This window comes from Nostoc sp. PA-18-2419, from assembly GCF_005869855.1.
Lineage (GTDB): Bacteria > Cyanobacteriota > Cyanobacteriia > Cyanobacteriales > Nostocaceae > Nostoc.
In genome coordinates, this window is the sequence record NZ_SZNH01000008.1 from 70,566 (window position 1) to 96,620 (window position 26,055).

Below are 26,055 nucleotides of genomic sequence, written 5' to 3' on the forward strand. Positions count from 1 at the left end.
GGAATTGTTTAGGGGCCTGAAAAATTTATTTAAGAACTTTGATGTTGGAAATTGGGTATTGGGGATTATGAGTGTGGGAAGGATGCCAAAAATTGTTGCTTTTTTCTAATCTCCCTACACTCCCCATACTTCCTCATCTGCCTCATCTCCCCATACCCCATGCTCCAATTCTATTTCCCCATCCCTAATTGCTGAGCTTTTTGGTAAACTTTGCCTTCAGTTAATAGGGAAGGAGCAATTACAACTTCCACCTGCTGCATTTCTTTTATATTTTTAGCTCCCAAGGTACCCATGCTTGTCTTTAAGGCACCTAAAAGATTGTGAGTGCCATCATCTAGTCCTGCAGGACCAACAAGTATTTGCTCCAGGCTCCCAGTAGTGGCAACGCGAATACGGGTGCCACGAGGTAAGACTGGGCTGGGAGTCGCCATGCCCCAATGATAACCGCGTCCTGGGGCTTCGGCGGCTCTGGCAAAGGGGGAACCAATCATTACACCATCGGCACCGCAGGCGATGCATTTGCAAATGTCGCCACCAGTGATTAAACCACCATCAGCAATGACTGGGATATAGTTACCAGTTTCGTTGTAGTAATCATCTCGTGCCGCAGCACAATCAGCGATCGCAGTTGCTTGTGGCACACCTACACCCAATACTCCCCGAGACGTACAAGCTGCACCAGGGCCAATTCCCACTAGTACACCAGCTGCACCAGCTTTTAACAAATTCAAAGTGACTTCGTAAGTTACACAATTCCCCAATACCACAGGAATAGGCATTGAACGACAAAATTCTGCTAAATCAAGTGGTACTAAAGACTCTGGTGATAAATGTGCAGTCGAAACCACTGTAGCTTGCACAAAAAATAAATCTGCCCCAGCTTTTGCCACCGCCTCACCATATTTGCTTGCTCCTGCTGGAGTCGCACTCACAGCCGCAATCCCACCTTGTTGTTTAATTTCCTGAATACGTTTTTCAATTAATTCTGGCTTTATTGGTTCGGCATAGAGTTCTTGCATCAAGGCAACAAATTCATCTTTTCCGACAGAAGCAATCCGATCTAATATGGGTTCTGGATCGGCATAGCGAGTTTGAATACCCTCTAAGTTGAGGACACCTAATGCTCCTAACTGTGATAAACGTACAGCCATGCGAACATCTACTACGCCATCCATCGCACTGGCAATTATCGGGATTTCTCGCTCAATATTGCCAATATGCCACTTAGTGTCTGCCAAACTAGGGTCTAGAGTTCTGTTACCGGGGACTAGAGCAATTTCATCTATTCCGTAAGCTCTGCGAGCTGTTTTTCCTCGCCCAAGTTGAATTTCCACGCTTTAACTTTTCTCAATTCTGTTTAAGCTAGGGTATCAAATTGTGGGAGAAAGTGGGGCATTTTTTTCTCCGACTGCACAGGCAATTACTAAGGGCTATCCTTAATCATTCGTCCAATAACCAATGATTAATCATTGAATTATTAGCATTAATTCTCTTAATTCTAAAATCTAAAATTGATTAGATTTAGCGTTTATTTTTAGTTGGATCTACTCCGGTGTAACCAGTTGCTAACCAAAGTATGGCTCTAGCTCCATCGCGAATAGATTTTTCAATAGATTCAGGGGGGTTTTCTGAAGGAACCGGCACTGGTTTTAAATAAATACCCCGACTACCCAAAATAATTTCCCCAATCACACAAGCCCGGCGCATATGGAAGTCTGAAGTAATTAAATAAACACTCTTAATGCCACGAGCTTGCAAATCATCCACCAACGTAGTAAAATTAGTCACTGTATCAACTGCTTCATAGTCTAAATGTAAACGTTTGCGATCGATACCGGCTTTGGTAAACACTCGTTCCGTAAACTTTGGTGGACTACCGCCCGTAATCCAAATTGGTATATTTGGATGCTTCTGTACAAATTCTGCCGTAAACTTTTCTCGCTCTAAACGTTTTGTTGAACCACCTAAGACAATCACAGCTTGCGGCTGCACAAATTGGTTTTGTACTTCTTTGTATCCCCACCACATGACTAGCGGTAGGACAAAAACCATAAATTTAAAAGATTTACCTGTAAAGAGTAGCTTATTCAAGGCTCGATAAGTTAATTTACTGACTCGAAAATTTTCTTTAATTAGAAAAACGATAATTGATAGTAGAGTAGCAACCTGCCAAAAGAATATACCCAAACTTTGATTGGGGCGATTTTTCGTTGAGACACGCTTAATCGCGCTTTACTTTAAGATATTCCTCTAATTGAAGGATTATCCTAACCTGTATCCGACAATCCATCAAAGGGTTCTAGCCACTTCATATCATTTGATTTTAGAAAAAGCAAAAGATTTTTTACTTTTGCGTTTTACCTTTTAACTTCCTTATTCTCATCCAAGTCTCCCCTAGTTCGTCGATCTTGCCATTCGCTTATAAACAATAAGGATGTTACGATATCTTTCACCAGCAAAATCTGACTTATGAAATTAGTTTGCGCCCAAAGTGACCTTAGTACAAACCTCTCACTCGTCAGTCGTGCTGTACCTTCAAGACCGACTCATCCGGTACTTGCTAATGTGTTGCTACAAGCGGATGCTCAAACTAACCAGGTAAGCTTAACAGCTTTTGATCTGAGCTTGGGTATCCGTACTAGTTTTAACGCCGAGGTATGGCAAGGAGGAGCGATCGCACTTCCTGCTAAGTTACTTGTAGACATCACATCTCGTCTACCAGAGGGAGAAATTACTTTAGATGATGAATCACCCCTGACAGGTGCAACAGGGAGCAGCGAAGGTTTAATTGTTACACTCACACCAAAGAGTGGATATTATCAGGTACGAGCAATGGGGGCTGAGGAATTTCCCGAACTACCGATAATTGAAAATACCGAAGTACTCCATCTGACTAGCGCTGCATTAATTGAAGGATTACGAGGTTCATTGTTTGCCACCAGTGCTGATGAAACCAAACAAGTACTCACTGGAGTGCATTTAACAGTTAAACAAGATATCTTAGAATTTGCAGCTACAGACGGACATCGCCTAGCAGTAGTAGAAACTAGCAACGAGCGTCCTCTAGATGGAACTAGTCAACTAGAAGTAACTGTACCAGCTAAAGCATTACGCGAACTACAACGAATGCTAGCTCATAGTGCTTCATCTGATGAACCTGTAGCTTTATATTTAGAACAAGGTCAAGTTGTCTTTGCATGGCAAAATCAGCGCTTGACCAGTCGTACATTAGAAGGGCAATATCCTACTTATCGGCAATTGATTCCGCGTCAATTTGAGCGACAAGTAACAATTGAGAGACGACAATTCATCAGCACATTAGAGCGAATTGCTGTCCTAGCAGATCAGAAAAATAATATTGTGAAACTTAGCATTGATAGCGAAGCCCAAGAAATTATCTTATCTTGTGAAGCTCAAGATGTGGGTAGTGGTAGAGAGCCTATGCCAGCACAAATTTCTGGAGAAAATATAGAAATTGCTTTTAATATTAAATATTTAATGGAAGGCTTAAAAGAGATACCATCTTCCGAAATTCAAATGCATTTGAATCAAAGCCTAACTCCAGTAATTTTTACGCCACTGGGTGGTTTGAAAATGACTTATTTAGCTATGCCAGTCCAATTAAGAAATTAAAAATTTTAGTTTTTATTATATAGCCAGCTTTTTAAGAGTATCTGCGATTTACTCGGTTTCTATTGAGCGTAGATCGCAATACACCTTGTAATTGTTGATGGTGCATTAACCTACGGCATAACACACCCTACATCTTATATTACGAATTACATAGCTTGCTTCTCGCCGAAGGCGAGTATTACGAATTACGAATTATTTTAACGGGACTGGTGCGACTTGAACGCACGACCTAGCGCTTCAGATTTGTGTGAGTTTCCCCACTCTCTGGACTATACCTTCACCATAGACTTTTAAGCTTTAGGTGGTGGCTACCTAGTCTCTACACCTTCTTGAATAGAATCAAGCTTGGCTCGGTATTCCCATGAAGTGTCAACAAACAACTAATCCAACTTCCTCAAAACAGCTTTTGTGATGCTTGTGACAATAACAACAACCATTTTAAAAGAAGGAAATTTTCACTCTTTAGGGTTCACCGAATTCAACCACATTCACTCATAAAGTTTCCTTTATGGTGCCCGATGATTCAGGAGGCGCTCGCTCTATCCAACTGAGCTACAGCCCCAAAAAATGCCATGTTTGAAATTATAGCATTTTTACTAAGACTGCCAACTATTATTCCAAGGGTGACCGCCGACTTCTAGACCGCAAAGAAAACTTTGTGCTTTGAGGAGGATTTGAGATTTTGTACCATTTAGTTTTCGTAACTCTAAATTTAGCTTTCCTTGCATGGTGTCTCGGCAACAATAGCTTAAACCTTCGGCTGTGGGCGCACGTAGCGGTGTACCAGGTAAATCGGTGGTTCCTATCAATTCGATTTCGTAATCAGAGTTACTAGCTTTCATCTGCCATCTACCCCAAGGCTGAATTTCCCAATTTACTTGGGAATTCCAGGGAACGAATTTATAAAACTTGCCTTGATAGTGCAAACCAATCATCGCTACAGATTCCATCCACCATAAGACACCGCGCCGTCCACCACCAGCAGTTAAGGCTAAGTCTGGTTCGCCCTCGAAACAGTTGCAATTTAACCAAAACCATTTTTGGGGAAAAGCACCGCCCCAATTTTTCTCACCGTAAGCTGGGGCGTCGGTAAATTCATAAATTTTGCCATTCCAGTCAATTTTACCCCTGGCTAAACCGTGAGCCATTAAAATTTGCCATCCAGGTTCAAAAATCTGTAAAAATGATAGCCAACCTGCGGTTGATTGCTGAATGCTATCTTGATCGCCCCAGCCATATACTGGTTGAATTTCATACTGCCAACGGCAATAATTATTAGTAGCGCGATCGCGAATCATTCCCTGATTTAATGTTGCTGTGGCTTGATAACCTTCTGGAACATAATGCTCAAATTCTGTTGGTAGAAGGTACAAGGGAGAAATTTGTAAATCAGTCTTACCCCAATGGCCCAAAGCTAGAACATCTCGACTACTCCAGAATTTCTTCACATCTGGAAAAGTACGGCATAAATATTCATCATCTGGGCCGAGAATTTGGGCTGCACCGCCACTATAAGGTTTATCGCCGATGGGATCTTCAATGGAGTACATAAAGGCGAATGTTTGCCCAATTTCTGGTAAGGTGACACGATAATACCAACCTTCAAAGAAGCGGCGACTACTTTCATCCCAGTGATAACCAGAATGAGGTGTTTGGGTTGACCCAAAGAGATTTAGAGGAATAGTTAACATGGATTTAGATAGTTGCTGATTTTTTCAGTATGCGCGACGATTTCGATATCAATCATGCTTATGAAATTTTGGGGCTGGAACCCGGTGCTTCGCCGGCACAGCTGAAGCGAGCTTACCGTAAACTGGTGAAAATCTGGCATCCTGATCGCTTTATTGAGCAAAAGCAAAAACAGGAAGCTGAAGAAAAAATTAAAAAAATCAACGCGGCTTACAATCAACTCAAGTCTGAATATTCATCTAAGCCTCCTACTACCGCAAATCCATCCTCATCTTCGCCAAAAAATCCCACAAAAGTTTCTGTCAAACGTTGGGATGCAGAAGCTTTTTATACTTTAGGAGTAGAGAATGCCACTAATGGAAGATATGAGGATGCGATCGCTGATTTTACCCGCGCAATTCATCTCAATCCTCATTATATTGACGCATATAAATATCGTGGGCTAGTTTGCTCTCAACTGGGATACGAATATAGAGCTACTTCAGATTTAAATAAAGCTAAAGAGATAGAACAAGAGTTAAGAAATCCGGGTGCTAGGCGTAGTTCGTCATCACCAAGACGCGTATCAAACCCTAAACTGCTAACAAGATTTTGTCAAGAAATAAAGTCTTTACTGCGGCTAAATCGGCGTTGGATATGAAATTAGCAACTAACGCTTCAAATAGCGATATCATACCTGAAGTTAGTTAATACTGATATTTATATAATACTAAGTATAGGGATATTTGGCGCTAATTTCTTAGTATGAGCGATCACTTCGAGATAAATCATGTTTACCTAATGTAAATTACTAGATTTTAGATTCAAATATCAGGTGACAGGATAATAACATCTATCTTTGGGCTACTCTTTCTTTTGATTAAGTATTAGCTTCCTGAAGATAGAGCCAGTTGGGCGATCGTAGAGGTTATCCTGAGAATTACCAACAGTTGAGTAGCAAATAGAACTCATTTTTTATCAGCAACATATATTTTTCAATTCATTAAAATCTTTTGTTCTGAGAAAACTTTAGTTTGTCAATATCCTATCTGAGGAGTGAAATCAACAGTTATGTCTATTCCTAATGAACGCCAAAGACAAAGCAGTGAAGTCAAGCAAGAATCTTACACTGATGTTAATGGTAATACTCACACGCATTTGACACGAACCAGTGAAACAGTCAACAACACAGCTAAGCCCAACTCTTACGCTAACGGTTACGTACAAGGTCGAAATACTGAGCGTAAATACCAGCAAGCTGATTTAGCCGAACGTGATGAAAATAATGCTAGTCGTGGTTTGCTCTTGGGCATTCTCGTTACTGCCGTGCTGGGTTTGGTTGTAGGCGGCGTATGGTATTTTAATCAGCGCACTGACACAGCCGTTGACAATACCGCGCCAGTTTTGGTTCCTGTACCGACGAGTGATAGCAGTCCTACTCCTAGTGCTTCTCCTCAACCACAAACGACGATCATCGAAAGAACTAGGGAAGTACCCGTTCCTGTTCCTGTCCCTGTCCCACAACAGCAGGTCACACCTCCATCTCCACCTCGCCAACCGAATATTAACATTACTATTCCACCCCAGCAGCCTGCGGCACAAAAAGCACCTTCTGTAATCCAGTTAACCCCGAAAGCTACACCAACTCCAGCCACAAATTCAACTACTAATACTCCAAGTTCGCAAACCAAGGGCGATACTTCTACTAATACTCTGACTCCGAGTACGAAAAGTGACACATCTAAAACTACTCTACCTCAAGGAGTAGATCAGTCAAAGAGTACATCTGATAGTGGTTCTTCTACCGCAGGTGACACTACTACAGATGGTTCTGGTCGATAATAGCTTCTGAACTTTCAGCCCACTTGATAATGTTGGTATTAACGCGAACATATAACAAGTGGGACAAATTTTAAGCAATATTTCAAAATTGTTACGAGAAATTAATGGTACTCAAGTTTAGTAAACGCCTATTGTTCCCCAACAAACACAATGCTAGATTAAGAGCAAGGTACAAACAGGTTAAAAGTTAAGTTAAAACTTTTAAGTTAGAGCCTGTACCTCCCGCTCTAATTTTCTGGCGATCGCTCTTAGGTTGTGGCATCCGTTAAATGTGTTTTAGCCTTGTGTTGATCGAGTTATATTGGAGGTTTTAGAAAGCACAGCCAGAAAATGCCTGCCTAGTTAGAATATATAAGGATGTACAATTCTCTGTAAACCGATCGCGAAAACTGTCCACCTTAGTTGAATTAATTAACTCTGAATTATCCAATCTTCAAGAAACCGCCCCAAGCTGCCGATATGTATCCATCGTAGCTTCAGGCGGTTTCTGTTTTGAGTGTTATGTATTTAAATTACACTCTCACCACAGAGGGCTGTCATTAGTTATTTGTTATTTATTTAAACCAATGACTAATGACTAATTAATGTAATCACAGTCACTTCTGGCGGACAAAATAAGCGTCCTGGTTTATAAGTTCCTAAGCCACGATTGACATATAGTTGATTTTCTTCCACATTGTGAAATCCTTGCGCCCATTCCCAATATCGCACCACTTTTGAGTAGTCTCCTAGTAAAAATGTTACCCAACGCCGTAATTTTTTCGGAATTTTTTTCAGGAGCTTTTTATAATAAAGTACTACAGGACCAATGCCCGGAATTACGATATGACCACCGTGGGTATGACCAGATAATTGCAAATCTACACGCCATTGTTGCAATATTTTGGCTGTATCTGGATTATGTGATAGAACAATGCGGGGTGTAATCGAATCTAGTTGATTCATAACTACTGCGGGATGAAATTCCCGCGACCAATAATCAGCTAGTCCTACTAATGGTAATTCCTTTCCTAGTGGATAAGCGATTTCATTCCAAAGTACATGCACCCCAATACTAGTTAACGCCTTTGTAATTTCTGCTTGCGAGTGGCTGTAATAGATATCGTGATTACCCAGGACGGCGTAAATACCACAACGACTTTGGAGATGTTTTAATCGCAACGCTAATTGATTAATCGGTGTTGGGTCATCAGTTACATAGTCACCAGTTAATAAAATTAAATCTGGTTCAGCTTCGTTAGTAAGTGCGATCGCTTTTGCTAACATGTCTTCCGATAGCCGTAAACCATCGTAGTGAAAATCTGACAACTGCACCAGTTTTGTACCTTGTAAAAATGCTGGAAGTTCCGCAATCTTAACCGTTACTTTATCTACTTTTAAATGTCCTGTAAATAACCAATGCATAAGGCAACCGATACTCCTCATACCAGCGCTTACAGCTTACCAAAAATTCAAAATGCAACTTTATAAATAGCAATAATCTGATCTGTGTCTGAACACTTTGAATTCGGAATTACTCATTTTGTAGCGTGATTATAGTAACTTCTGGACGACAAAATAAACGTCCTGGTAGGTAAGTTCCCAAGCCACGATTAACATATAGCTGATTTTTTCCTAAGCGATGAAAACCTTGCGCCCATTCCCAATGGCTGACTATATAAACGTTTTCTTCTAAAAATCGCACTCGACGCCGCATTTTCAAAGGTATTTTTTTAGCAATCTTGCTGTAGACGAACGCCGCAGGTCCAATTCCAGGAATTACGATTTGACCACCGTGAGTATGACCAGATAATTGTAAATCGACTCGCCATGCTTGTAATATCTCCGCACTATCTGGATTATGAGATAAAACAATGCAGGGTGTGGTCGGGTTTAGCTGGTTCATAACTAATGCCGGATTGAATTCCCGTGACCAACTATCAGCCAGTCCAACCAGTGGTAATTCTTTTCCTAGTGGATAGGCAATTTCGTTCCAAAGGACGTGAATTCCAATGCTAGTTAATGCCTCTGTAACTTCTGCTTTTGCGTGTTTGTAATATATATCGTGGTTGCCAAGAATAGCATAAATCCCACAGCGACTTTGGAGATGTTTTAGTTTAAGTATAAGCTGGTGAATTGGTTTGGGATCGTCAGTGACGTAGTCACCAGTCAATAAAACTAAATCTGGTTCAGCTTGGTTGCTAACTGCGATCGCTTTTTCTAGCATACCTTCTGACAGCCGCAAACCATCATAGTGAAAATCTGACAACTGCACCAACTTCTTACCTTGTAACGGTGCAGGCAAACCCGCAATCTTAACCGTCAATTTCTCTGTACTCAACGGCCCAGATAACAACCAATGCATAAGATGTTCAATAAACCATAATCATAGAGCTTATAGCTTAACGGAACATCGTCGATTTGTGTGTAGGAATCAGTCAACTTATTGAAAATTTCATGAAAATTCTATATCTTAGTGTATTTATACTTATATTAAGTCTCAAATAAACTTATTACCACGCTCGCTCGAATTTATACTTTAATTATCTAACACCAAATTTTTGAGATTTTAATAGTTTATTTTGCTGGTTAATAATTATTATTTAATTTATGATTAATCAAAAATAGTGTCATCGTATTTGTACGGTGGCACTATTCTTTCGATTTAATTCCAATATAAAATAGTTCAAAGAAGTTCCTAAATCTTCATTCGTATATTGACCGCAATTCTGCTTCTATAGAGCGCTGCGACGAGTTAATAAGTTCCAAATGAAAACTGCAACAATTGCACCAAGAACTGCTACTGCAATACCCGGGATACTGAGAGTAGGAGCCGCTAGAGTTAAGGTTCCCGTACTGAAGAATATACCCAGGCTACCGCCAACAAATGCACCAATAATTCCTAATACAATTGTTCCTAGAATTCCGCCGCCTTGATGACCAGGGTAGATAGCCTTAGCGATCGCACCAGCAATTAGACCTAAAACAATCCAAGCAAGAATATTCATTGTTTCTGACTCGATAAAGATTTTTTACTTACGAACTTATATTAGCAATCTTAATATTTATACTCCATCCATCATCAGAATTAATTATTTATATCCATAAGGAGTAGTTGAATTAGTACTACTTTTTTATCTATCCACCTATTTCAATAGATAATCAATCAAAAAAAGCTCCTAGCAGGTCTTTAACTGGGAGCTATCAAACTATTGCTTGGTAATTGCAGTATATGCATTTTTCTTTAGCTATCTCCTCTACTATAAGTGTCATTTGTCCTCTCTTCCTAAGTTGAGCTACTACTCGACTAATACAGCACGGCGGAAATAAGCAGATTATTCAAAATAGCGCAAAAGCCGAAAATACAGTTGTTTTCACACTTCGACTTCGCTCAGTGTAAACTTTTGAGTTCTAAAACAGAGGGCAGTTCTTGCTGGAGGACAGAACCGTCGTCTGCCTTGTACCTTCTCTTGTAATAATTAGGAATTATTTTGATCAATGACAACCATCTCTCACTTAATACTGCTAATCTTCCATTCATCTCGATGCGTCAGAGCTGGCAGAAGCTTGTTTAAAAAGTGATGGATTATCAGATAAATCAAACTGCTCAAAGTTAACAGCATGACACCTAAAATCGTCCCGTATGCGTGAATATGCCACCAAAGTATTTTGAGTTGTGTTGTACCTAGTTGTATAAACTTCCATAAATTACTTAGATTAAGGCTATTAGAATTATGAAAAGATATTGCTGTACTTTTCTGTGTAATTGTCATTTTAGTTACTTTTTTATTCATAAACACTGAGGGGTTAATTGCAAATTACGGTAAATCGATAGAATTAGTGTTGTTTTATTTAATATCTCATAGCTTGAAGGAAGAAGCAAGTACAAGAGTGGAGGATTAGATATTAGGATTGAAAATTGCCCATTAAGAAAACTAGTATGTCACGGTCTCAATAGTGTAAAGTCTGTAAACGCTTCTCCGGCTTCCCACAGGGTGCGGCGGTTCCCGCAACTCAGAACAGGAGCAAGACGAGCAAGGATTTAAAACCTCTAAAAAGCTGATTTGATAATACCTTTGACTTCACGGCGGTACTTAGTACAGTACTGTCAAAAACTAACCACATAAAATGTCTAAAAGCGTTACACAACAGTAATTAGGAAAAATACATAGTACTAATACGAAACAAACGGCCTCACTGCTACAATCCCACGTTTTCAAATATGGCACCCCCCATACCCTTTGAATAATTCTGCCAAGCGGTATTAGTCTCCAGTCCCAAGTTCTCCAATCCCCGTCAAAATGCCTAATCAAATTTGGTTATCACAGTTAGAAAAACATCAAGCAATTGCCGTTATCCGCGCTCCGGAAATCGAATTGGGACGGCAAATGGCGATGGCTGTAGCTTCTGGGGGAATGCAGCTAATTGAAATTACGTGGAATAGCGATCGCGCCGGAGAATTAATTGGTCAATTACGTTCGGAATTACCAGACTGTACTATTGGCACTGGTACGCTGTTCAATGTGCAGCAGCTACAACAAGCGATCGCTTGTGGAGCGCAATTTCTCTTTACACCCCATGTTGACTTTGCAATGATTCAAGCAGCACAAGAAAAACATGTGCCCATTATTCCAGGAGCGTTGACTCCCACAGAAATTGTTACCGCTTGGAATCAAGGTGCTAGTTGTGTAAAAGTATTTCCCGTACAAGCGGTGGGTGGGGCTGATTATATTAAAAGTTTACAGGGACCACTGGGCGAGATTCCTTTAATTCCTACTGGCGGTGTCACTCTAAAAAATGCCAAAGAATTTTTAGAAGCAGGAGCGATCGCTGTGGGTTTGAGCAGTGAATTATTTCCTAAAAAGCTTATTCGTGAGGGAAATTGGCAGGCGATCGCATCAGGAGCAAGAAAGCTGATCCAACAATTAGGTTAACTTAGAATCAAATCATCAAAAATTCATGTCTATAAAAGTAATAGATATGGAATAAGGTGAAAACCGATAACTTTCTGAAGACAGATAATTAGAGTGTGAGTGTATCTAGTATGAAAAGACTGATTTATCCTGACTGGGTGCGTCATTTAAAAATACTCTTCGTTGGAACCGCATTGTCTTTAAGTGTTTTTACTACTACTGGAACGAGTGAAGTTTGGGCAAATTCTAAAGCTCAAATGATTGCACAAACAATCCAGACGTTACAACAATCGGATAAACGATGGATTCAAATCAATCTTTCCAAGCAGCGATTAATAGCTTGGGAAGGTGACAGAGTTGTTTATGGAAGTGCGATTTCTTCAGGAAAGAAATCCACTCCTACTCTTATTGGTACTTTTAAGATTCAATCCAAATTTAAAACCACACGAATGCGGGGAGAAAACTACGACGTTCCTAACGTTCCTTATGCAATGTTTTACCAAGGTAGCTACGGTATTCACGGAGCTTATTGGCATAAGAAATTTGGCACTCCAGTTAGCCACGGCTGCGTAAATCTCGCACCTAAACATGCTAAATGGCTATTTGAGTGGGCATCGGTAGGGACACCAGTAGTTATCCATAGATAATAAGTGAACCAGCTAAAAGGCAATTTTGACAAAATTATAAATAACGACAAATCAAGATAATTGAAAGATTCCTAGCATCAAATATTGCTGGGAATCTTCGGAATCGAAATTACTCAACTTAAAGTAAAATATAGAGTAGGCTATAGATTTGAAATTTTGGATCAAAAATATATTCTAAAAGTATCCAAGATATTATCTATTTCATTTTTATACGCTAGATTTGCCTAAAATGAATAAGCGTAAATCCTGACAACTTTTATGTAAAATTACCAACGCAAATATTAGTTTGGGGAAAGTTTGCATTGGCGTAATCAAATTACAGATTTTTTTCCAAAAGTTGTTATTGGTCATTAGTCATTATTGAATAAAAAAAGACAAATGACAAATAACAAAGGATAAATCTGCAATATCAACGGATAAATTGCGTAAATCCTCTACAGTCAGCTAGAAGTTTTTCTAGAAATTTGTAGTGCTCTAGAAAATTACTTCACTTGATGATTTTTACGTAGTTTAGAAGGTGAGGCATAATGCAAACCTGGATTGGTAGTGGTGGAATTCGTTCTTCAAAAACTTTTTGTACAGGTGTGGCGCTAATGGTGGCGACTTTATTTTCTTGGTCACCGCCGTTAACAAGTACCCCTAACTCGACTACAGCCAAAGCCACATCGCTCGCTGAAAACAGCATCACTGTATCTAGTATCAGTCAATCCCAATCTCGCTGGATTGAAATAGATTTATCAGAACAACGCTTACGTGGATGGGAAAGTAATAAACTTGTTTATTCATACCGAATTTCCACAGGTAAGCGATCAACCCCTACACCCATAGGTAGATTTCGGATTAATTCTAAGTATCGCACTCACCGGATGCGAGGAAGGGGCTACGATATTCCTGACGTTCCTTACACAATGTATTTCTACAGAGGCTACGCTATCCACGGTGCTTACTGGCATAATCGTTTTGGGACTCCAGTCAGCCACGGTTGCGTAAACTTACCTGTTAAGCAAGCTCGTAATCTTTACAACTGGGCTACAACAGGAACCTTAGTAGTGGTGCATAGATAATATCCAAGAGCGATCGTTTTGTTTAAATGACAGTACATTCAATGAGGATTCAAGAGCTAGCCATCAGTCATCAATTTCAAACCAGATAATTTATTTCTTGAAGTTCCTTTACAACCAATTGCCAATCAATACATAGGAAGACCAAAAGCTTGGTGCTTTGTAATTAGGATGTTTCAGCAGTGTTAGCTGGGCGCGGTGAACTGCTTCGGCTTTAGTGATTTTGCCACTTTTGAGTTCTTGATAGAAAGCACTTACAAACATTGCCGTTGACTTATCATCAATTTGCCAGAGGGAGGCGATGGTACTGCGTGCGCCGGCTCGAACAGCTGCTCCTGCCAAACCGAGTGCAGCGCGGCTGTCTCCTGCTGCTGTCTGGCAAGCACTCAAGACTAATAGCTCTACTATACTTTTGCTTTGAGTGCGGAAGAGAGTATCGAAATCTTTGACGTTAATTTGACCATCAAAATCCAAAATAAAAGTGTCTTCAAGGCGAGAACTAAACTGACCGTGGGTTGCCAAATGTACAATGTTGAATGAAGTCGCAGCAATTTCATTCTCTAAATTTTTTTTCTTAAAATTCCCATCCAACAAACTTGTTGTTGAAACTCCTGCTTTGGTAATGCCGTCGAATTCAAATTTTATCCCAAGTAATGGAGAAAACTTGAATCCTGGCGGGGGCTGAGTTAATCCTGCGGTGAGAGCTACTAATTTCTGTTTCACCAGCGGTTTCGGGTCTATGAGTTGCAGACCTACACTTAGACTAATTGCATATTTCTGTACCAAATATTGGTTGCCATCGTAGAGAGCTGACATTGGTATATTACGTAATACACCATCAAGAACAAATACTAGGGTGTTGACTTTATTTTGTTTCAATTGTAACTCAATCGGCTTGAGTAGCCAGTTGTAAACTTCTTGTGACTGGGTTTTAACAATTTTGGTGGCAGTGGGATTAACAAGATTTTTTCGTAGTTTTACTAAGAGCTCCTCTACTTGTGATTGGGAAATCTTAGTACTGTAATTTTGCAGGGGTTGTTTAGGAATTTTGACAATTACCTGGAGTTCTTGCGGAAGAATAATTGGATAGATAATAGCAGCGCTAGCATTAGCTCGGTCTACCACTTTATCTAGGATTACTTTTTGACCTTGCAGACAAGCTTCCCGGAAGAAGTCATCCAATTCTGCTAGTTGGAGTGCTTCAATTCGCTCGCGTGCTTTGTCCAATATTTTCTCATCTGCTTTTCCTTGTTGAGATTGCAGCAATAATTCTACTGACTGTCGGTAAACGGGTTCCACGCTGTCCCGAAAGTTGAATTGCACATCTTGATTAACTATGTCGTTATTTACTATTAAATCTTTACGCAGAGGCTGAAGGGTTTCTACAGCTGCATCATAAGCAGCGATCGCACCATTAATATCTTTTTGTGCCCGGAGTAATCTACCTAACTGCCACTCTAATGTATACGTAATTTCTGGTGCATTGCTACTCTGTGCCAAAGCTAATCCTTGGAGAGTTAGGTCTTGTGCCTCCAGCCACTGTTCGCTTTCTTCGTACAAACCACCTAAACTTTTAAAGGCATAGGCTTCTGTTCGCTTGTCACCTAAGGTGTGGGATTGCTTGATGGCATTGGCGAGTAATACTGCTGAGTGTTGAGTGTTGAGTGAGGAGGAAGAATTTTTAATTAATACTTGTGAATTATTTTTGTTGACTTTTCGTATATTTTGTGCATAATTAATCTGGGCATAGATACTAGCACGGCTGAGGGGGAGTTGGTCGAGTTGAGGTTCGATCGATGATAAAAGAGTTTGAACCTCTGGCCATTGTTGGTCTTCGATGAGTAGGCTCAAGAGATTTAATTGCGCTTGGACTTTTGTTAAGAGTGAGGCAGAAGTTGCAACAGCTTGTTGATAGTAAGCGCTCGCATTTTTTTTATCTTGTCGTTTACGAGCATTATTCCCCAAGCTGAACAGACTTGCGGCAATATCTGCGCTTGATTGCATGTTTCGAGCAATTGTTAAACTTTCTTCTAAGACTTGGCGTGAGTCTTTTAAATTGCCCACTACCAAAAGTGCATCACCAAGCGATCGCAAACTCATTGTCTTTTCTTTAGAATCTCGTTGAGATTTTAACGTCTGACTAACTTTCTCGAGTGTTTTGATTGCACGAGGGTAAAATCCTTGGGCTTGCCATGCCTGTGCTTGATTAATCAGCGATCGCACTACACCATTTTGATCGTGTACTTTTTTATAAACTGCTTCCGTCTTCTCCCAAGTTGCTAAAGCTGCTTCAGCCCGTCCCATTGATAGTTGCAGACTACCTTGAATATTCAATGATTGCGCCAATATTTGCAGAGTTTTTTTTTCTTCTCCTTTGAGCAAATTTAAGCTTTCTGTAATTGCCTGCTGCGCCTGATTCCATTCACCTAGCTGTTGATAAGTCAGCGAAAGATTACTCAATGTCGCCGCTAATTCCAAATTATCTCCTTGCTGGCGATATGCCTTGATAGCTTGCTGCAACATTTCTACTGCTTGGGCAAATTTTCCAGTATCGTATAAAAATTTGCCTTGTTGTACTATGGAAGCCGTATTAGTAGCTACGACTGAGGATATAATACTGTTAATTGGCTGTTGGATTGAGGAATTGATTGAGCTAGGAACTTTTGCCAGCACAGGTGAACCGAGAATACATAACAAACCCATTAGGAAGTAGAAAGACAAATGTATTACTTTTTGCCTTTGAACTTTTAGAAAATTTGCGCCAAGAATCCTAGTTTTTTTAATCACGCGCATGGCAAAAGAAAGGTAATAAATATAACCTAGAAAATTAACTGTAAGTACTTGGGCTACAGGGTAATGTTACCATTTATATTCATTACCTATTCCTAAGCCTTTACAATCTTATTTATCAGGGATTGATAATAGTTTTATTCTTTTTGAGCTATTTTATCTAAGTTTTATTTTTAGTGAAGGTTTTCACCTACTTAATTATTATGTCCACTAGTATGTTTTCAGACCCTAAGCTTTCTCAGTTTAGTTGCCCAAGCAGCCTTTTTTAACTTTAACCAAATACATAAAATAAAAATTTTGTCATCAACAAAAAGTATTATTATTGATAATAATTATGTAAATTTATATCAAACCTAAATCATTCATGAGCAACCAGATCCCAGACTTCTCAAAGAAGTTCTAGGTCTAAGCTTTTCAATTTTCACAAATCAAATAGGAATCGTGTATGTAACTTAAGTATCTTTTTTGAGTTACCGTTTATTCATTCGCCACTGACACAGAATTCAATTTGATTTTCTCGCGACTGACGTATGTATTCTGTTTTAGGGACTGAGAAATCAAAAATATCCTCCTGCTGATACTCAACAGTCATCAGTCATCGGTCATCAGTCAGCAAGTTCAAGTGGTTGTTTTTATTTTTTGGAGTTCCCTGATAAAAAAGACTGGCATGGTTTTCACGCCAGTTTGTTTAACTTTGGGATCGTTAGCAGATTAACACCTCCTGTTGTTTATTCATAACAAGCCCTCTGATTGAGCGAATTTACGCAAACGCGGTAGACACTGGCGCTGATAAAAACTGCTCAAGGTCGGAATTGACAGCCCAAATTCTTCAGACAACTCTCTCCAGCTAACTTCCGGGGGTAGGCGTTTGAGAATTAACACCTGACAATTTATGTCTGAACGCCCTTTGATGCAAATACTGCGGAGTTCTCCTTCAGAGTCCGTCCTCACCCAACTCTCCAAGTCTTCCAGAATTGGGGGTGCTTCCGGGTTAGCCGGGAGATTATCTACAGGATCGATGGTTTCAGTTGTTCCACCGGATGTAGACTGACGAACTCTAAGAGGGACTGTTATGGCTTGTTCTCGGTTTTGGTTAAGGTAAAAGTCTTGTAGTCTCCGTTTTAGGTAAGCATTCAGCCAGGTGATCACAGTACCATAAGCGGGGTCATATATTTGACCTGTCAAACCTTCACAAACATTACGGCAGAAATACAACCAAGTTTGTTGTAGTGCGTCTTGATAATAGGGAGTACTATCTCTCCAGAGTCTACTTGCTGTCAAACGAATAATTTGCGTGAGCAGCTTCTGACGCTGAGGGCTTCCAGGTGGGTATCCACAGGCTTCGGTAACTAAGCGGCGTAGCTGTTCATCTAATTGAACCATGACAATCTTGAGGAACAAAGCAAGAATATCTTAGTATTGCGTATAACAACGCCTTAGAAAATTACCTTTCGTCACGATATGGGGCATGAGGCATTGCGACTGTTAACTGTTGACTGAGGAGTTACTATTCTCCCTATCTTCCCTCAATACAATCCTACCCAAGACAGGAAATTTTCCCACCAAGAAAATCTCAGATTACTTATGCTCAGTTTCATTTTGTTACGGATGTCTTGGATATTCCAGTTGGTTAGTTTAGCTAAAGTTTGGGCTTCTTGTTCAAAACGCTTGGGTAAAGAACGCTTATATTCTCTACCTGCCTGACACTTGAGTTCTCCTTGGAAGGGATGTTGTAAAACATAACGCCCTTGGAAGGAATCACGATTACCAGTTTGTTGAAATATCAAGTCTTCGGGGAATTTGTCGCGGGTGTAACGGACATGCAAGCGGGAGATAAAGACATTACTTCTAGGAACGGAACGACGAAAGTTCGGGGATACTGGGACATTACTTGCAGAATTATCATCTAGCCAAAATACACCTGCTTCCTTGAGTTCCTCTGAGGTTAGGGGATCGGCAGAACAGGGATCGCAATTACTCATGTCCCAAGCGTATTCCAAAAAACCAACTTTCTTGTCTTCTTTGGTGTAGGCGGTTTGAAACATAGATTTGTAAAATTCACCAAATTCATCTTTGACAAATAAGGGAATGTTGGCATCAGAGGGGATTTTTACCGTCCGGTAATTAGTGATTTCTGCTTGTCCTTCAGGCGAGAGGATATAAACAATTAAATCCTGCTCTGTTGTGGCATTGATCATGCCCAAACGAATTGGCAGCATGAATCTAGGTGACTGGTAAGAAATTTGTAGCGGACGAAGGAACTGGTAGCCAGATTTCTCAAATTTATCTAAGTTGACTTTAGCAACAAAGAATTTCATTGAAGAGCGGACATAGGGTTTAAGTAACTGTTTCGCCCCTTTAGGAATTTTGTAGCCATTGCGTTGGAGCCAAGTTTCTAGTCCGCCAGATTCTTTAGCACTGAGAATCACGATATCGTATTCACCGACGTTGAAACGTGCTTCCACCGTGACACCCAAACTAGCGTCACCTCTGGCACGTGCTGATTCATTGCTTGATGTTGGTGCTGGTGCTGCCATTGGTCGGTCATATTCGTAAACTGGGGCACAAGGATCTGAGTCAAAATATTCGACCAACCGCGGCGCACTAAAAGCATCCAAACGTTCGATAATTTTGGGTTCAGCCACGCGGACTTGCTCTTTTTGCAGCACCGTTGGCACAGGCACCACGATCGCAAAATCTTTGACTTCACCTTGAAAATCGTTTGCCATCGTTAGAACAGTACGATCGCCATCTCGCGCGATCGCCACCTGAGAAGCTTTGTTATACAATTTTGTATCAGCTTTGGCTACATAAAATCCACAAAATGCCCAAGCTGTCGGTGCAAAGCACAAAACAACTACAATTGCCAATAATAATGGCGTCAAAAATCGAAAAAATCTCATTATCATACCTCTGTATTTTTTAAGTTAAGAGACCCGATTAATCGCGTCTGTACAAGATTTAAGAGTTAGGGATAGTGGGGTAAAATTCTCTCCATCCCCCTGATCCCCTGTTTGCCAAGAAAATTTTGGGGCTAACCAAAGGACATCTAGCAAAATGCTCAATGGTGCAAGGATAAACAGTGCCCAGAAAACTGCTGTGGAAATGAAGAAATAATTCCGCAAGATAAAAGTTAATCCGGCGATGCAGATTGCCCAAACTACACGCCCAATCCGGGAATTGGGAATTGATCGCGGATCGGTAATCATAAATAGAGCGAATAGCAGCAATGAGCCGCTCATTAATCGGTGCCAGTAAACATCCCAAGTCCAACCCAGCCAAAGATTACGAATCGCCTCTAGGAGGGAGTATGCACCCATAAAAGCTGCTGTAGTGTCCCAGCGACCAATTCGTTGCAAAACCATACCGCCAGTACCAGCAAATACTAGCCCATACCACCACTCTTCACCCCACTGTCCTGGTGAAACCCAAGCGTCGCGGGTGAAAATCAACGCACAAATGATGCCAAAATTGCCCGGATTAAAGAAATGCTTATCGCCGACTCGAAAGATAAATTTGCTGGCGATCGCACTTGCTACGGCGATTACCATTGTTGTCCAATGGTCAGCCCGCAACAACAGGCTCAGTCCCAAGGAAGTGATTAAAGCACTGCGAAGATTTAGGCTGTGTTCTGTGTTATTTGCAGACCAATGATTAATGACTAATGACAATATCGATTGAGTTGTTAAAGAAGTGGCGATCGCTACTGCAATCAACTCTGGTCGCAGTGTCCAGTCTCGTGTACCGATTCCCAAGACTAGGAACAAGCCCAAAAACAGAATTTGGTAGTCTCGTATATCTTTGAGCAACATTATCTATTAATTCAGGGATTACCCGGAGATTTCTCCCCAATTTAGACGAGTATTAGCTCAAATTATGTTGCTGTTACAGATTTTGTTACAGAAATAGCAGGAGGTAGGAGGCAAGAGATAGAAGGCAGGAGGTAAATTACTATTCTTGAAATTCACGCTTGTCATTATGTCCTAATCCACCTGGCAACTGCTATAACTAAGTTCCGAACACAAACTGTCGAGTTCTGAACACCAACCCCCGAGTTCTGAACACGAACTGTCTAGTTCTAAACAAGAACCGTCTAGTTCTGAACACGAACTGTCTAGTTCTGAACAAGAACCGCCGAGTTCTGAACACCAACCGCCGAGTTCTGAACATAAACTGTCGAGTTCCGAACACGAACCGCCGAGTTCTAAACAACAATCGCCGAGTTCTGAGGAAGGTAAATTATCATTTAAAGTGGGTTAAGAGAATTAAATATAATAAAATCTGCTCATGAAGTAGCTTTTTTCTCCTGTCTCCTACGTTCTAGTTAATCAAATAATGAATCATTGCCAAAAGCATAGGCGTAGCCCCTCGCAGACATCGCAGTTTCGGCACTAACACCTACAAAAAGTTATCAGCTACGAGGCAAAATGCAGTTAGCTCCCCTATTTCCAATTTTCCACCGCATACTTGTGCCAAGTTTTCCCAATTGCCTTTGGGTTGGAAATCCCGATTCTAAAGCGATCGCTTTGACCTTCGATGATGGGCCTCATCCTGAATACACACCAGAAGTTTTAGCAGTTTTAGACCAGTACAATATTACAGCTAGTTTTTTTTGGTTGGGTGTTTGCGTTAACCGTTCGCCAGCCATTGCTAAAGCCGTGAGCGATCAGGGACACTGGATTGGATTGCATGGGTATGATCATCGCTCTTTTCCGATGCTTTCTCCAAATGAACTCAAGGAGAGTTTAGAAAAAACCCAAGCTGCCATTTACAATGCCTGTAATTTACAACCAGAACAAGTGCGGGATGTCCGTCCGCCCAATGGTTTATTTACACCAGCTACTTTAAAATTATTCTCACAGTGGAATTACCGCCCAGTTATGTGGAGCGTTGTACCAGAAGATTGGGTACGACCAGGCGTCAACACTGTGGTAAAACGAGTTATGCAGCAAGTCAAAAATGGTTCACTGATTGTTTTGCATGATGGTGCGTGCGGTGGACAAGATGCTGCTGCCACAATCAAAATTCTTATTCCCCAACTGCTACATCAAGGCTATAAGTTTGTGACTGTTGATACTCTATGGCAACGGTGAAAAATCTCTGATGAATACAATTTTGGCGCTAATTAACAGCAGTTACTACTATTAGAACATGTTTTAAAAATATCATTCAGTAGTCTCAACTTTCACCCAAAGCACTAACTAATATTGGCTGACCTGTATTCTTTACTGGTTCATCCTCTATTTAAAAATTTTTGGTTAAGACTTCCCAGGTTATTATCAGTTGATTAGATGCTTTGCTTTCATTGAATTGGGCTATCATAATCAATACTAAATTCAAATTTCAATCTATTTTCTATCTGGGAATATTAACCTTTAAAAGCTAATATTCCCAGCACTTTTGCTACTTCCTAAAGTTGATGTGTGGCTAGAAAAGCTTCGACTTCGGCAGCTGTAGGTTGAGAGGCGATCGCACCTGGTTTAATGGTAGTCAGCGCTCCAACAGCACTAGCATAGGTGACAATGCGTTTTGCTGTTTCTGCATCCCGCAAGCTATGGATACCATGCTGAGTCAATTGGTGGATAAATCCTGCTAAAAAGCTATCGCCTGCACCAGTTGTATCAACTACAGGGATAGAAAATGAGGGTAATTTGCCTTCGTTCTCGCCTAGACAATAACTGCAACCGTTTTCTCCATCTGTTACTAGCACTCCCTCAATAGAAGCCAGACGGTAAGTGATGGCTCCCGGATCTGTGGTTTCAAATAACCATTCCGCTTCTTCTTTGGAGAGTTTGAGGAAATCGACTTTATTAAATAATTCTGGAATTTTTTGATGAGCGATGTTTGGATCGTGCCAAAATACAGGACGCCAGTTGACATCCAGTACAATCTTTAGGTCGAATTGTTCTGCTAATTCTAAGGCGCGATGAATTGCCTGTTCGCTTTCAGGATAGGCTAATTCTAAAGTACCAAAAACCAGAAAATCCGCCTCTTGAAACAGCGAATTTGGCAATTGTTTGGCTTGCAGGCGAGTATCGGCAAATTCAGAGGTATCATACTCACCAAATCCAGCGAAAGTGCGATCGCCAGCTAGATCCCGTGTCACATAAACTTGCCGCGTTGGTGCTGTAGGATGGCTTTGCACCCCTATTGTCTCTACACCCACATCTTGTAATAGCTTCACCAGTGCATTTCCTGATTCATCTTCGCCAACAGCTCCAATAAAGCCTGTTGGTGTCCCCAGCTTGACTAAAGCACAGGCTACATTAGCTGGTGCCCCTCCTGGGTAAGGAGTCCAGGATTTCACTTCTTCCAGCTTTAGCCCCAATTGGTCAGCTAAACAATCAAACAAAATTTCACCAAGGCACAAAACACGGGGATTGCTCATTTCATTTTAGATTTTGATTTGGGATTAAAAATTTCCAGTATAAAATCTACAATAATTTTTGCTAATCTGTCGCCAGTCCTTCATAGAATTCAATAGCAATTTTTACTACTTCAATAATATATATGCTTCTAATACACACTTTAGTTGTGTCAGTATTTTAACTAAATAAAATTATAATAATGTGCTATATTTTTTACATGGTTAAATTTATTCAATAAATTTTTGACAACTTGAAATCGAAAGAAATATTGATAATCGTATTACTGCTAACAACTTGAAACCCCTACCACCAAAAGAATCTTCTAGAATTAGAAAGAGCGATTAAGTACATATACCAAGGGAGGATAGAAATAGTCATGGCTGGTGGCAAGTCTGAGACCCCTGTTAGTCTTTCAGACAGAGAGCTGCAAATTATCGATTTAGTGGCCGCTGGCTTAACTAACCAAGAGATTGCAGTCAAACTGGAAATTAGCAAGCGTACCGTTGATAACCATATCAGTAATATTCTCACGAAGACCGAGACAGAAAATCGAGTAGCTCTTGTCCGCTGGGCTTTACAGTGGGGCAAAGTCTGTTTGAATGATGTCAATTGCTGTCCTCTGCCTAACCAGATCGAATAAACAATTCACTCATTACAAAGCGATCAATCTGGTGTAGTATGCTGACAAGCCAATATTGAGCTTTACTGATGCTTTTCTCCTCACACCTTTGTTTCAGTGTGAACACTCTACCAAAAGTTCCGAGTCCTTGACTCAGCAGGGTTTATGTGAATCTAGCCAGCTGACCCTCCGGGCTCGGAAACTATAAAGTTCGGAATTCCTTTGAAAATTCAACGCAACAGATTTAGTGTTAGGGATTGGGGACTAGGAAATAGGAAATAAATATTTGGGAATACTTTCTCAATCCCCAATCCTTAATTTCCAATCTCTAATCCCCAATAACAAAAATTAGCAATAATTCAGTAGTGTAAGCGCTACATTTGAAAGAAATCTATGTTGCTCCATCGGCTTGGAGAGCAGTGTTCCGATGAATACTTCTGCTTGGTTTCATGGTGGTTCTTTTCCCTTTGAATTTTTGAATTTTGATTTGACAACACCTCTGTCAGGGAAAGTTCCAACCTTAGAGTCTCAATCCTCAGACTTTCCGCATCCCACACAAGATGCTGACTTACTTAGGCAGTTGTCGTTCATTCCAGGGTTAAAAGAAATTTTGATGCTGCGACAGGTTCACGCCTTAGAACATGCCACTGTTTGGGTTTTGAGTGAATCAGATAGTGCATACCATACTATAAAACAACCCAATAAACTTAAACTAGATAACGGACTCTTAAGTGGTTTGTCTACGGAGGAGGGATTTTACCTCTACGGCGAAGTCAATACCAGTGATTTACGGCGTGCAGTCATACTTGCCCGACATCGCCTTACCAGTGGAGAATGGGATTTAGCCGTACATCCCCGTTGTGGCACAAATTTATCAGTAGCAATGCTCTTAACTGCTGGATTAGCTGTAGGCGTGCATCTATTGCTACCATTCCGGCCAATCGAGCAGCTTATAGGTTTAGGGTTAGCCGCAACGACAGCTGCCGAACTTGCACCTGATTTAGGTTCTATGGCACAGCGTTATTTAACAACTGCCATTCCTTTTAACCTAGCAATTGAAAACATAGTCCGTACACGCGACCTTTGGGGACGCGAAGCCCATTTTGTAACGGTAAACTGGCAACAATGAAGATGAGTGTTGAATGTTGACTGGTTAACTGTTGAGCAAAACCAGAGACTCAGAAAGCTTTGGTTAGGAGTTTAGAAGACTGCCAAATAAAAAATATCCCACTCTTCACAGTCAACAGTCATCAGTCATCAACTTCAAACCCGATAATTTATTTTTTGGAGTTCCCTAAGAGTTATTCTCCCTCCGCCTCCTCATCTCCTACCACTCCTCTAAAAAATTATGAGAAAACTTTACTTCTTACTTCCTGGTACAGATGGCAAATTTGCCTGCGGTGGTCTTTGGGCAGAGTTAAAAACTGTTAATCTAGTTCAGCAGGTTTGTAGTGCTGATGTTGTAACTTACCGTCAGCGAGAAAAAGGTAAGCTTTTCATTGATGATTTACTTAAAGAAAAAAATCTCAATGATGTGATTTTTGTAATTAATTGGGGATTTGATGTAGCTCAACTTGTTCCTCAACTCAAGCAATACAATCTTGTTTACCATGCACATAGCCCAGGTTATCGATTTAGCTTGCCTGCGAGTATTCCGATTGTTACTGTTAGTCGCTATACAATGGGATATTGGGGAGAAAAATCTCCCAATTCTTTGATTTATTATTTGCCTAATCAAATTTCTGATGAGTTTCAAAATTTAGGTCTGGAACGAGATATTGATGTTTTAGTTCAGGCTCGCAAATCTTCTGAGTATTTAATTAAAGAATTGATTTCAGTGTTAGAAAAACGTTGTAAAGTATTGGTTATTGATTCTTATGTAGAAGATTTACCTGGATTATTTAACCGAGCTAAGGTTTACCTCTATGATTCTGCTGAATACTGGGCACAACAGGGTGTTAGTGAAGGATTTGGTCTGCAACCAATGGAAGCCCTTGCCTGTGGTTGTCAAGTATTTTCTAGTGTCAATGGTGGATTGTCAGATTACTTAGATCCTGGATTTAATTGCTATAAAATTGCTGGATATTCACAAGAATATGATGTACAGCGTATTCTAAAGGTGGTTGATTCTTCAGTAGCACTTTGTTTGTCTGAAGAGTTTTTCGCTGAGTATAGAACTGAAAATATTATTAAACGTTTACAAGTTATTTTAGATGAACTAAATGAGTTTTTTGACCATAAGCTCCAACAGCGATCTAATATTAAGAGTTTGACGAAAATACGTAGAGGGAAATTACTCGCACGAAAGATATATGGTAAGCTGAGAAAAAAATATTTGAAGTTGAAATAAACGTAGACGCGCAGCGGTGAAGCAGTGCAGTCTTGGGGGTTTCCACGCCAGTTGCTTCTCCTATCAAAGACGCTAAGCGAACAAGTCCGCAGAGCGCAAGGGTACACTAGCTCTCCATGAGCGATTACTGTTAGCGCAGCGTTAGCGACGCAGGAGCGTCACCTGGAGGGCTTGTTGCAGGCTAC

22 protein-coding genes are annotated in these 26,055 nt (G+C 40.5%); 10 read left to right on the top strand and 12 right to left on the bottom strand.

Features of this window, described 5'->3' with window-relative positions; translation table 11 throughout:
* Positions 1 to 170: 170 nt before the first annotated feature.
* A complete protein-coding gene (locus FCR06_RS10470; protein ID WP_138499297.1) occupies positions 171 to 1,334 on the bottom strand; it encodes a GuaB3 family IMP dehydrogenase-related protein in 1,164 nt (387 codons plus the stop codon).
* A 187-nt stretch (positions 1,335 to 1,521) separates the two neighbouring features.
* The gene (locus FCR06_RS10475) at positions 1,522 to 2,052 is read right to left on the bottom strand and encodes a YdcF family protein (protein ID WP_138499299.1); all 531 of its coding nucleotides are present in this window, start codon (positions 2,050 to 2,052) and stop codon (positions 1,522 to 1,524) included.
* 417 nt (positions 2,053 to 2,469) lie between these two features.
* Between FCR06_RS10475 and dnaN the strand changes: the two genes are divergently transcribed.
* A complete protein-coding gene (dnaN, locus tag FCR06_RS10480; RefSeq protein WP_138499301.1) occupies positions 2,470 to 3,633 on the top strand; it encodes a DNA polymerase III subunit beta in 1,164 nt (387 codons plus the stop codon).
* Between the two features lie 596 nt (positions 3,634 to 4,229).
* Here the strand turns inward: dnaN and FCR06_RS10485 are convergent.
* Complete coding sequence (locus tag FCR06_RS10485) at positions 4,230 to 5,324, bottom strand: tocopherol cyclase family protein (protein WP_138499303.1); 1,095 nt, start codon at positions 5,322 to 5,324, stop codon at positions 4,230 to 4,232.
* 29 nt (positions 5,325 to 5,353) lie between these two features.
* On the opposite strand from FCR06_RS10485, the gene FCR06_RS10490 reads away from it, so the two are divergent.
* Positions 5,354 to 5,962 carry a J domain-containing protein gene (locus FCR06_RS10490; protein ID WP_138499305.1) on the top strand — a complete coding sequence of 203 codons (609 nt, stop codon included), beginning with the start codon at positions 5,354 to 5,356 and terminating at the stop codon, positions 5,960 to 5,962.
* A 410-nt stretch (positions 5,963 to 6,372) separates the two neighbouring features.
* Positions 6,373 to 7,143 (top strand): hypothetical protein, encoded by a 771-nt coding sequence (locus FCR06_RS10495; RefSeq protein ID WP_138499307.1) that lies wholly within the window; start codon positions 6,373 to 6,375, stop codon positions 7,141 to 7,143.
* A 570-nt stretch (positions 7,144 to 7,713) separates the two neighbouring features.
* Here the strand turns inward: FCR06_RS10495 and FCR06_RS10500 are convergent.
* The 4 genes from FCR06_RS10500 to FCR06_RS10515 all read right to left on the bottom strand — a co-directional run bounded on the left by FCR06_RS10500 (position 7,714) and on the right by FCR06_RS10515 (position 10,895).
* Positions 7,714 to 8,547, bottom strand: a complete 834-nt coding sequence (locus FCR06_RS10500; RefSeq protein ID WP_138499309.1) for a metallophosphoesterase — start codon at positions 8,545 to 8,547, stop codon at positions 7,714 to 7,716.
* A 109-nt stretch (positions 8,548 to 8,656) separates the two neighbouring features.
* Complete coding sequence (locus FCR06_RS10505) at positions 8,657 to 9,487, bottom strand: metallophosphoesterase (protein WP_138499311.1); 831 nt, start codon at positions 9,485 to 9,487, stop codon at positions 8,657 to 8,659.
* Between the two features lie 370 nt (positions 9,488 to 9,857).
* Complete coding sequence (locus tag FCR06_RS10510; RefSeq protein ID WP_138499313.1) at positions 9,858 to 10,130, bottom strand: GlsB/YeaQ/YmgE family stress response membrane protein; 273 nt, start codon at positions 10,128 to 10,130, stop codon at positions 9,858 to 9,860.
* Positions 10,131 to 10,634: 504 nt separating this feature from the next.
* The gene (locus FCR06_RS10515; RefSeq protein ID WP_138499315.1) at positions 10,635 to 10,895 is read right to left on the bottom strand and encodes a hypothetical protein; all 261 of its coding nucleotides are present in this window, start codon (positions 10,893 to 10,895) and stop codon (positions 10,635 to 10,637) included.
* A 528-nt stretch (positions 10,896 to 11,423) separates the two neighbouring features.
* Here FCR06_RS10515 and FCR06_RS10520 point away from each other — a divergent pair.
* The 3 genes from FCR06_RS10520 (at position 11,424) to FCR06_RS10530 (ending at position 13,746) form a co-directional block, all read left to right on the top strand.
* The gene (locus tag FCR06_RS10520; RefSeq protein ID WP_138499317.1) at positions 11,424 to 12,056 is read left to right on the top strand and encodes a bifunctional 4-hydroxy-2-oxoglutarate aldolase/2-dehydro-3-deoxy-phosphogluconate aldolase; all 633 of its coding nucleotides are present in this window, start codon (positions 11,424 to 11,426) and stop codon (positions 12,054 to 12,056) included.
* A 110-nt stretch (positions 12,057 to 12,166) separates the two neighbouring features.
* Positions 12,167 to 12,682, top strand: coding sequence for a L,D-transpeptidase (locus FCR06_RS10525; RefSeq protein ID WP_138499319.1), 516 nt, complete (start codon positions 12,167 to 12,169; stop codon positions 12,680 to 12,682).
* A 527-nt stretch (positions 12,683 to 13,209) separates the two neighbouring features.
* Positions 13,210 to 13,746 carry a L,D-transpeptidase gene (locus FCR06_RS10530; protein WP_189523370.1) on the top strand — a complete coding sequence of 179 codons (537 nt, stop codon included), beginning with the start codon at positions 13,210 to 13,212 and terminating at the stop codon, positions 13,744 to 13,746.
* A 108-nt stretch (positions 13,747 to 13,854) separates the two neighbouring features.
* Here FCR06_RS10530 and FCR06_RS10535 read toward each other — a convergent pair whose 3' ends face one another.
* The 4 genes from FCR06_RS10535 to FCR06_RS10550 all read right to left on the bottom strand — a co-directional run bounded on the left by FCR06_RS10535 (position 13,855) and on the right by FCR06_RS10550 (position 20,345).
* Entirely contained in the window at positions 13,855 to 16,536 is a 2,682-nt protein-coding gene (locus tag FCR06_RS10535) for a CHAT domain-containing protein (RefSeq protein WP_138499321.1), read from the bottom strand.
* Between the two features lie 729 nt (positions 16,537 to 17,265).
* Positions 17,266 to 17,916: a sigma-70 family RNA polymerase sigma factor gene (locus FCR06_RS10540; protein ID WP_138499323.1), complete on the bottom strand. Its 651-nt coding sequence runs from the start codon at positions 17,914 to 17,916 to the stop codon at positions 17,266 to 17,268.
* A 143-nt stretch (positions 17,917 to 18,059) separates the two neighbouring features.
* On the bottom strand, positions 18,060 to 19,436 hold the full coding sequence (locus FCR06_RS10545) for a DUF2330 domain-containing protein (protein ID WP_138499325.1): 1,377 nt from the start codon (positions 19,434 to 19,436) through the stop codon (positions 18,060 to 18,062).
* A 24-nt stretch (positions 19,437 to 19,460) separates the two neighbouring features.
* Positions 19,461 to 20,345: an RnfABCDGE type electron transport complex subunit D gene (locus FCR06_RS10550; protein ID WP_138499327.1), complete on the bottom strand. Its 885-nt coding sequence runs from the start codon at positions 20,343 to 20,345 to the stop codon at positions 19,461 to 19,463.
* A gap of 615 nt (positions 20,346 to 20,960) precedes the next feature.
* Here FCR06_RS10550 and FCR06_RS10555 point away from each other — a divergent pair.
* Positions 20,961 to 21,626 carry a polysaccharide deacetylase family protein gene (locus FCR06_RS10555; RefSeq protein WP_138499329.1) on the top strand — a complete coding sequence of 222 codons (666 nt, stop codon included), beginning with the start codon at positions 20,961 to 20,963 and terminating at the stop codon, positions 21,624 to 21,626.
* Between the two features lie 317 nt (positions 21,627 to 21,943).
* On the opposite strand, the gene FCR06_RS10560 is transcribed toward FCR06_RS10555, so the two are convergent.
* Complete coding sequence (locus FCR06_RS10560) at positions 21,944 to 22,921, bottom strand: carbohydrate kinase family protein (RefSeq protein ID WP_138499331.1); 978 nt, start codon at positions 22,919 to 22,921, stop codon at positions 21,944 to 21,946.
* Positions 22,922 to 23,277: 356 nt separating this feature from the next.
* Between FCR06_RS10560 and FCR06_RS10565 the strand changes: the two genes are divergently transcribed.
* The 3 genes from FCR06_RS10565 to FCR06_RS10575 all read left to right on the top strand — a co-directional run bounded on the left by FCR06_RS10565 (position 23,278) and on the right by FCR06_RS10575 (position 25,870).
* Positions 23,278 to 23,541, top strand: a complete 264-nt coding sequence (locus tag FCR06_RS10565; protein ID WP_096535280.1) for a helix-turn-helix domain-containing protein — start codon at positions 23,278 to 23,280, stop codon at positions 23,539 to 23,541.
* Between the two features lie 406 nt (positions 23,542 to 23,947).
* Complete coding sequence (locus FCR06_RS10570) at positions 23,948 to 24,649, top strand: DUF6391 domain-containing protein (RefSeq protein ID WP_138499333.1); 702 nt, start codon at positions 23,948 to 23,950, stop codon at positions 24,647 to 24,649.
* A gap of 219 nt (positions 24,650 to 24,868) precedes the next feature.
* On the top strand, positions 24,869 to 25,870 hold the full coding sequence (locus FCR06_RS10575) for a glycosyltransferase (RefSeq protein WP_138499335.1): 1,002 nt from the start codon (positions 24,869 to 24,871) through the stop codon (positions 25,868 to 25,870).
* Positions 25,871 to 26,055: the final 185 nt, after the last annotated feature.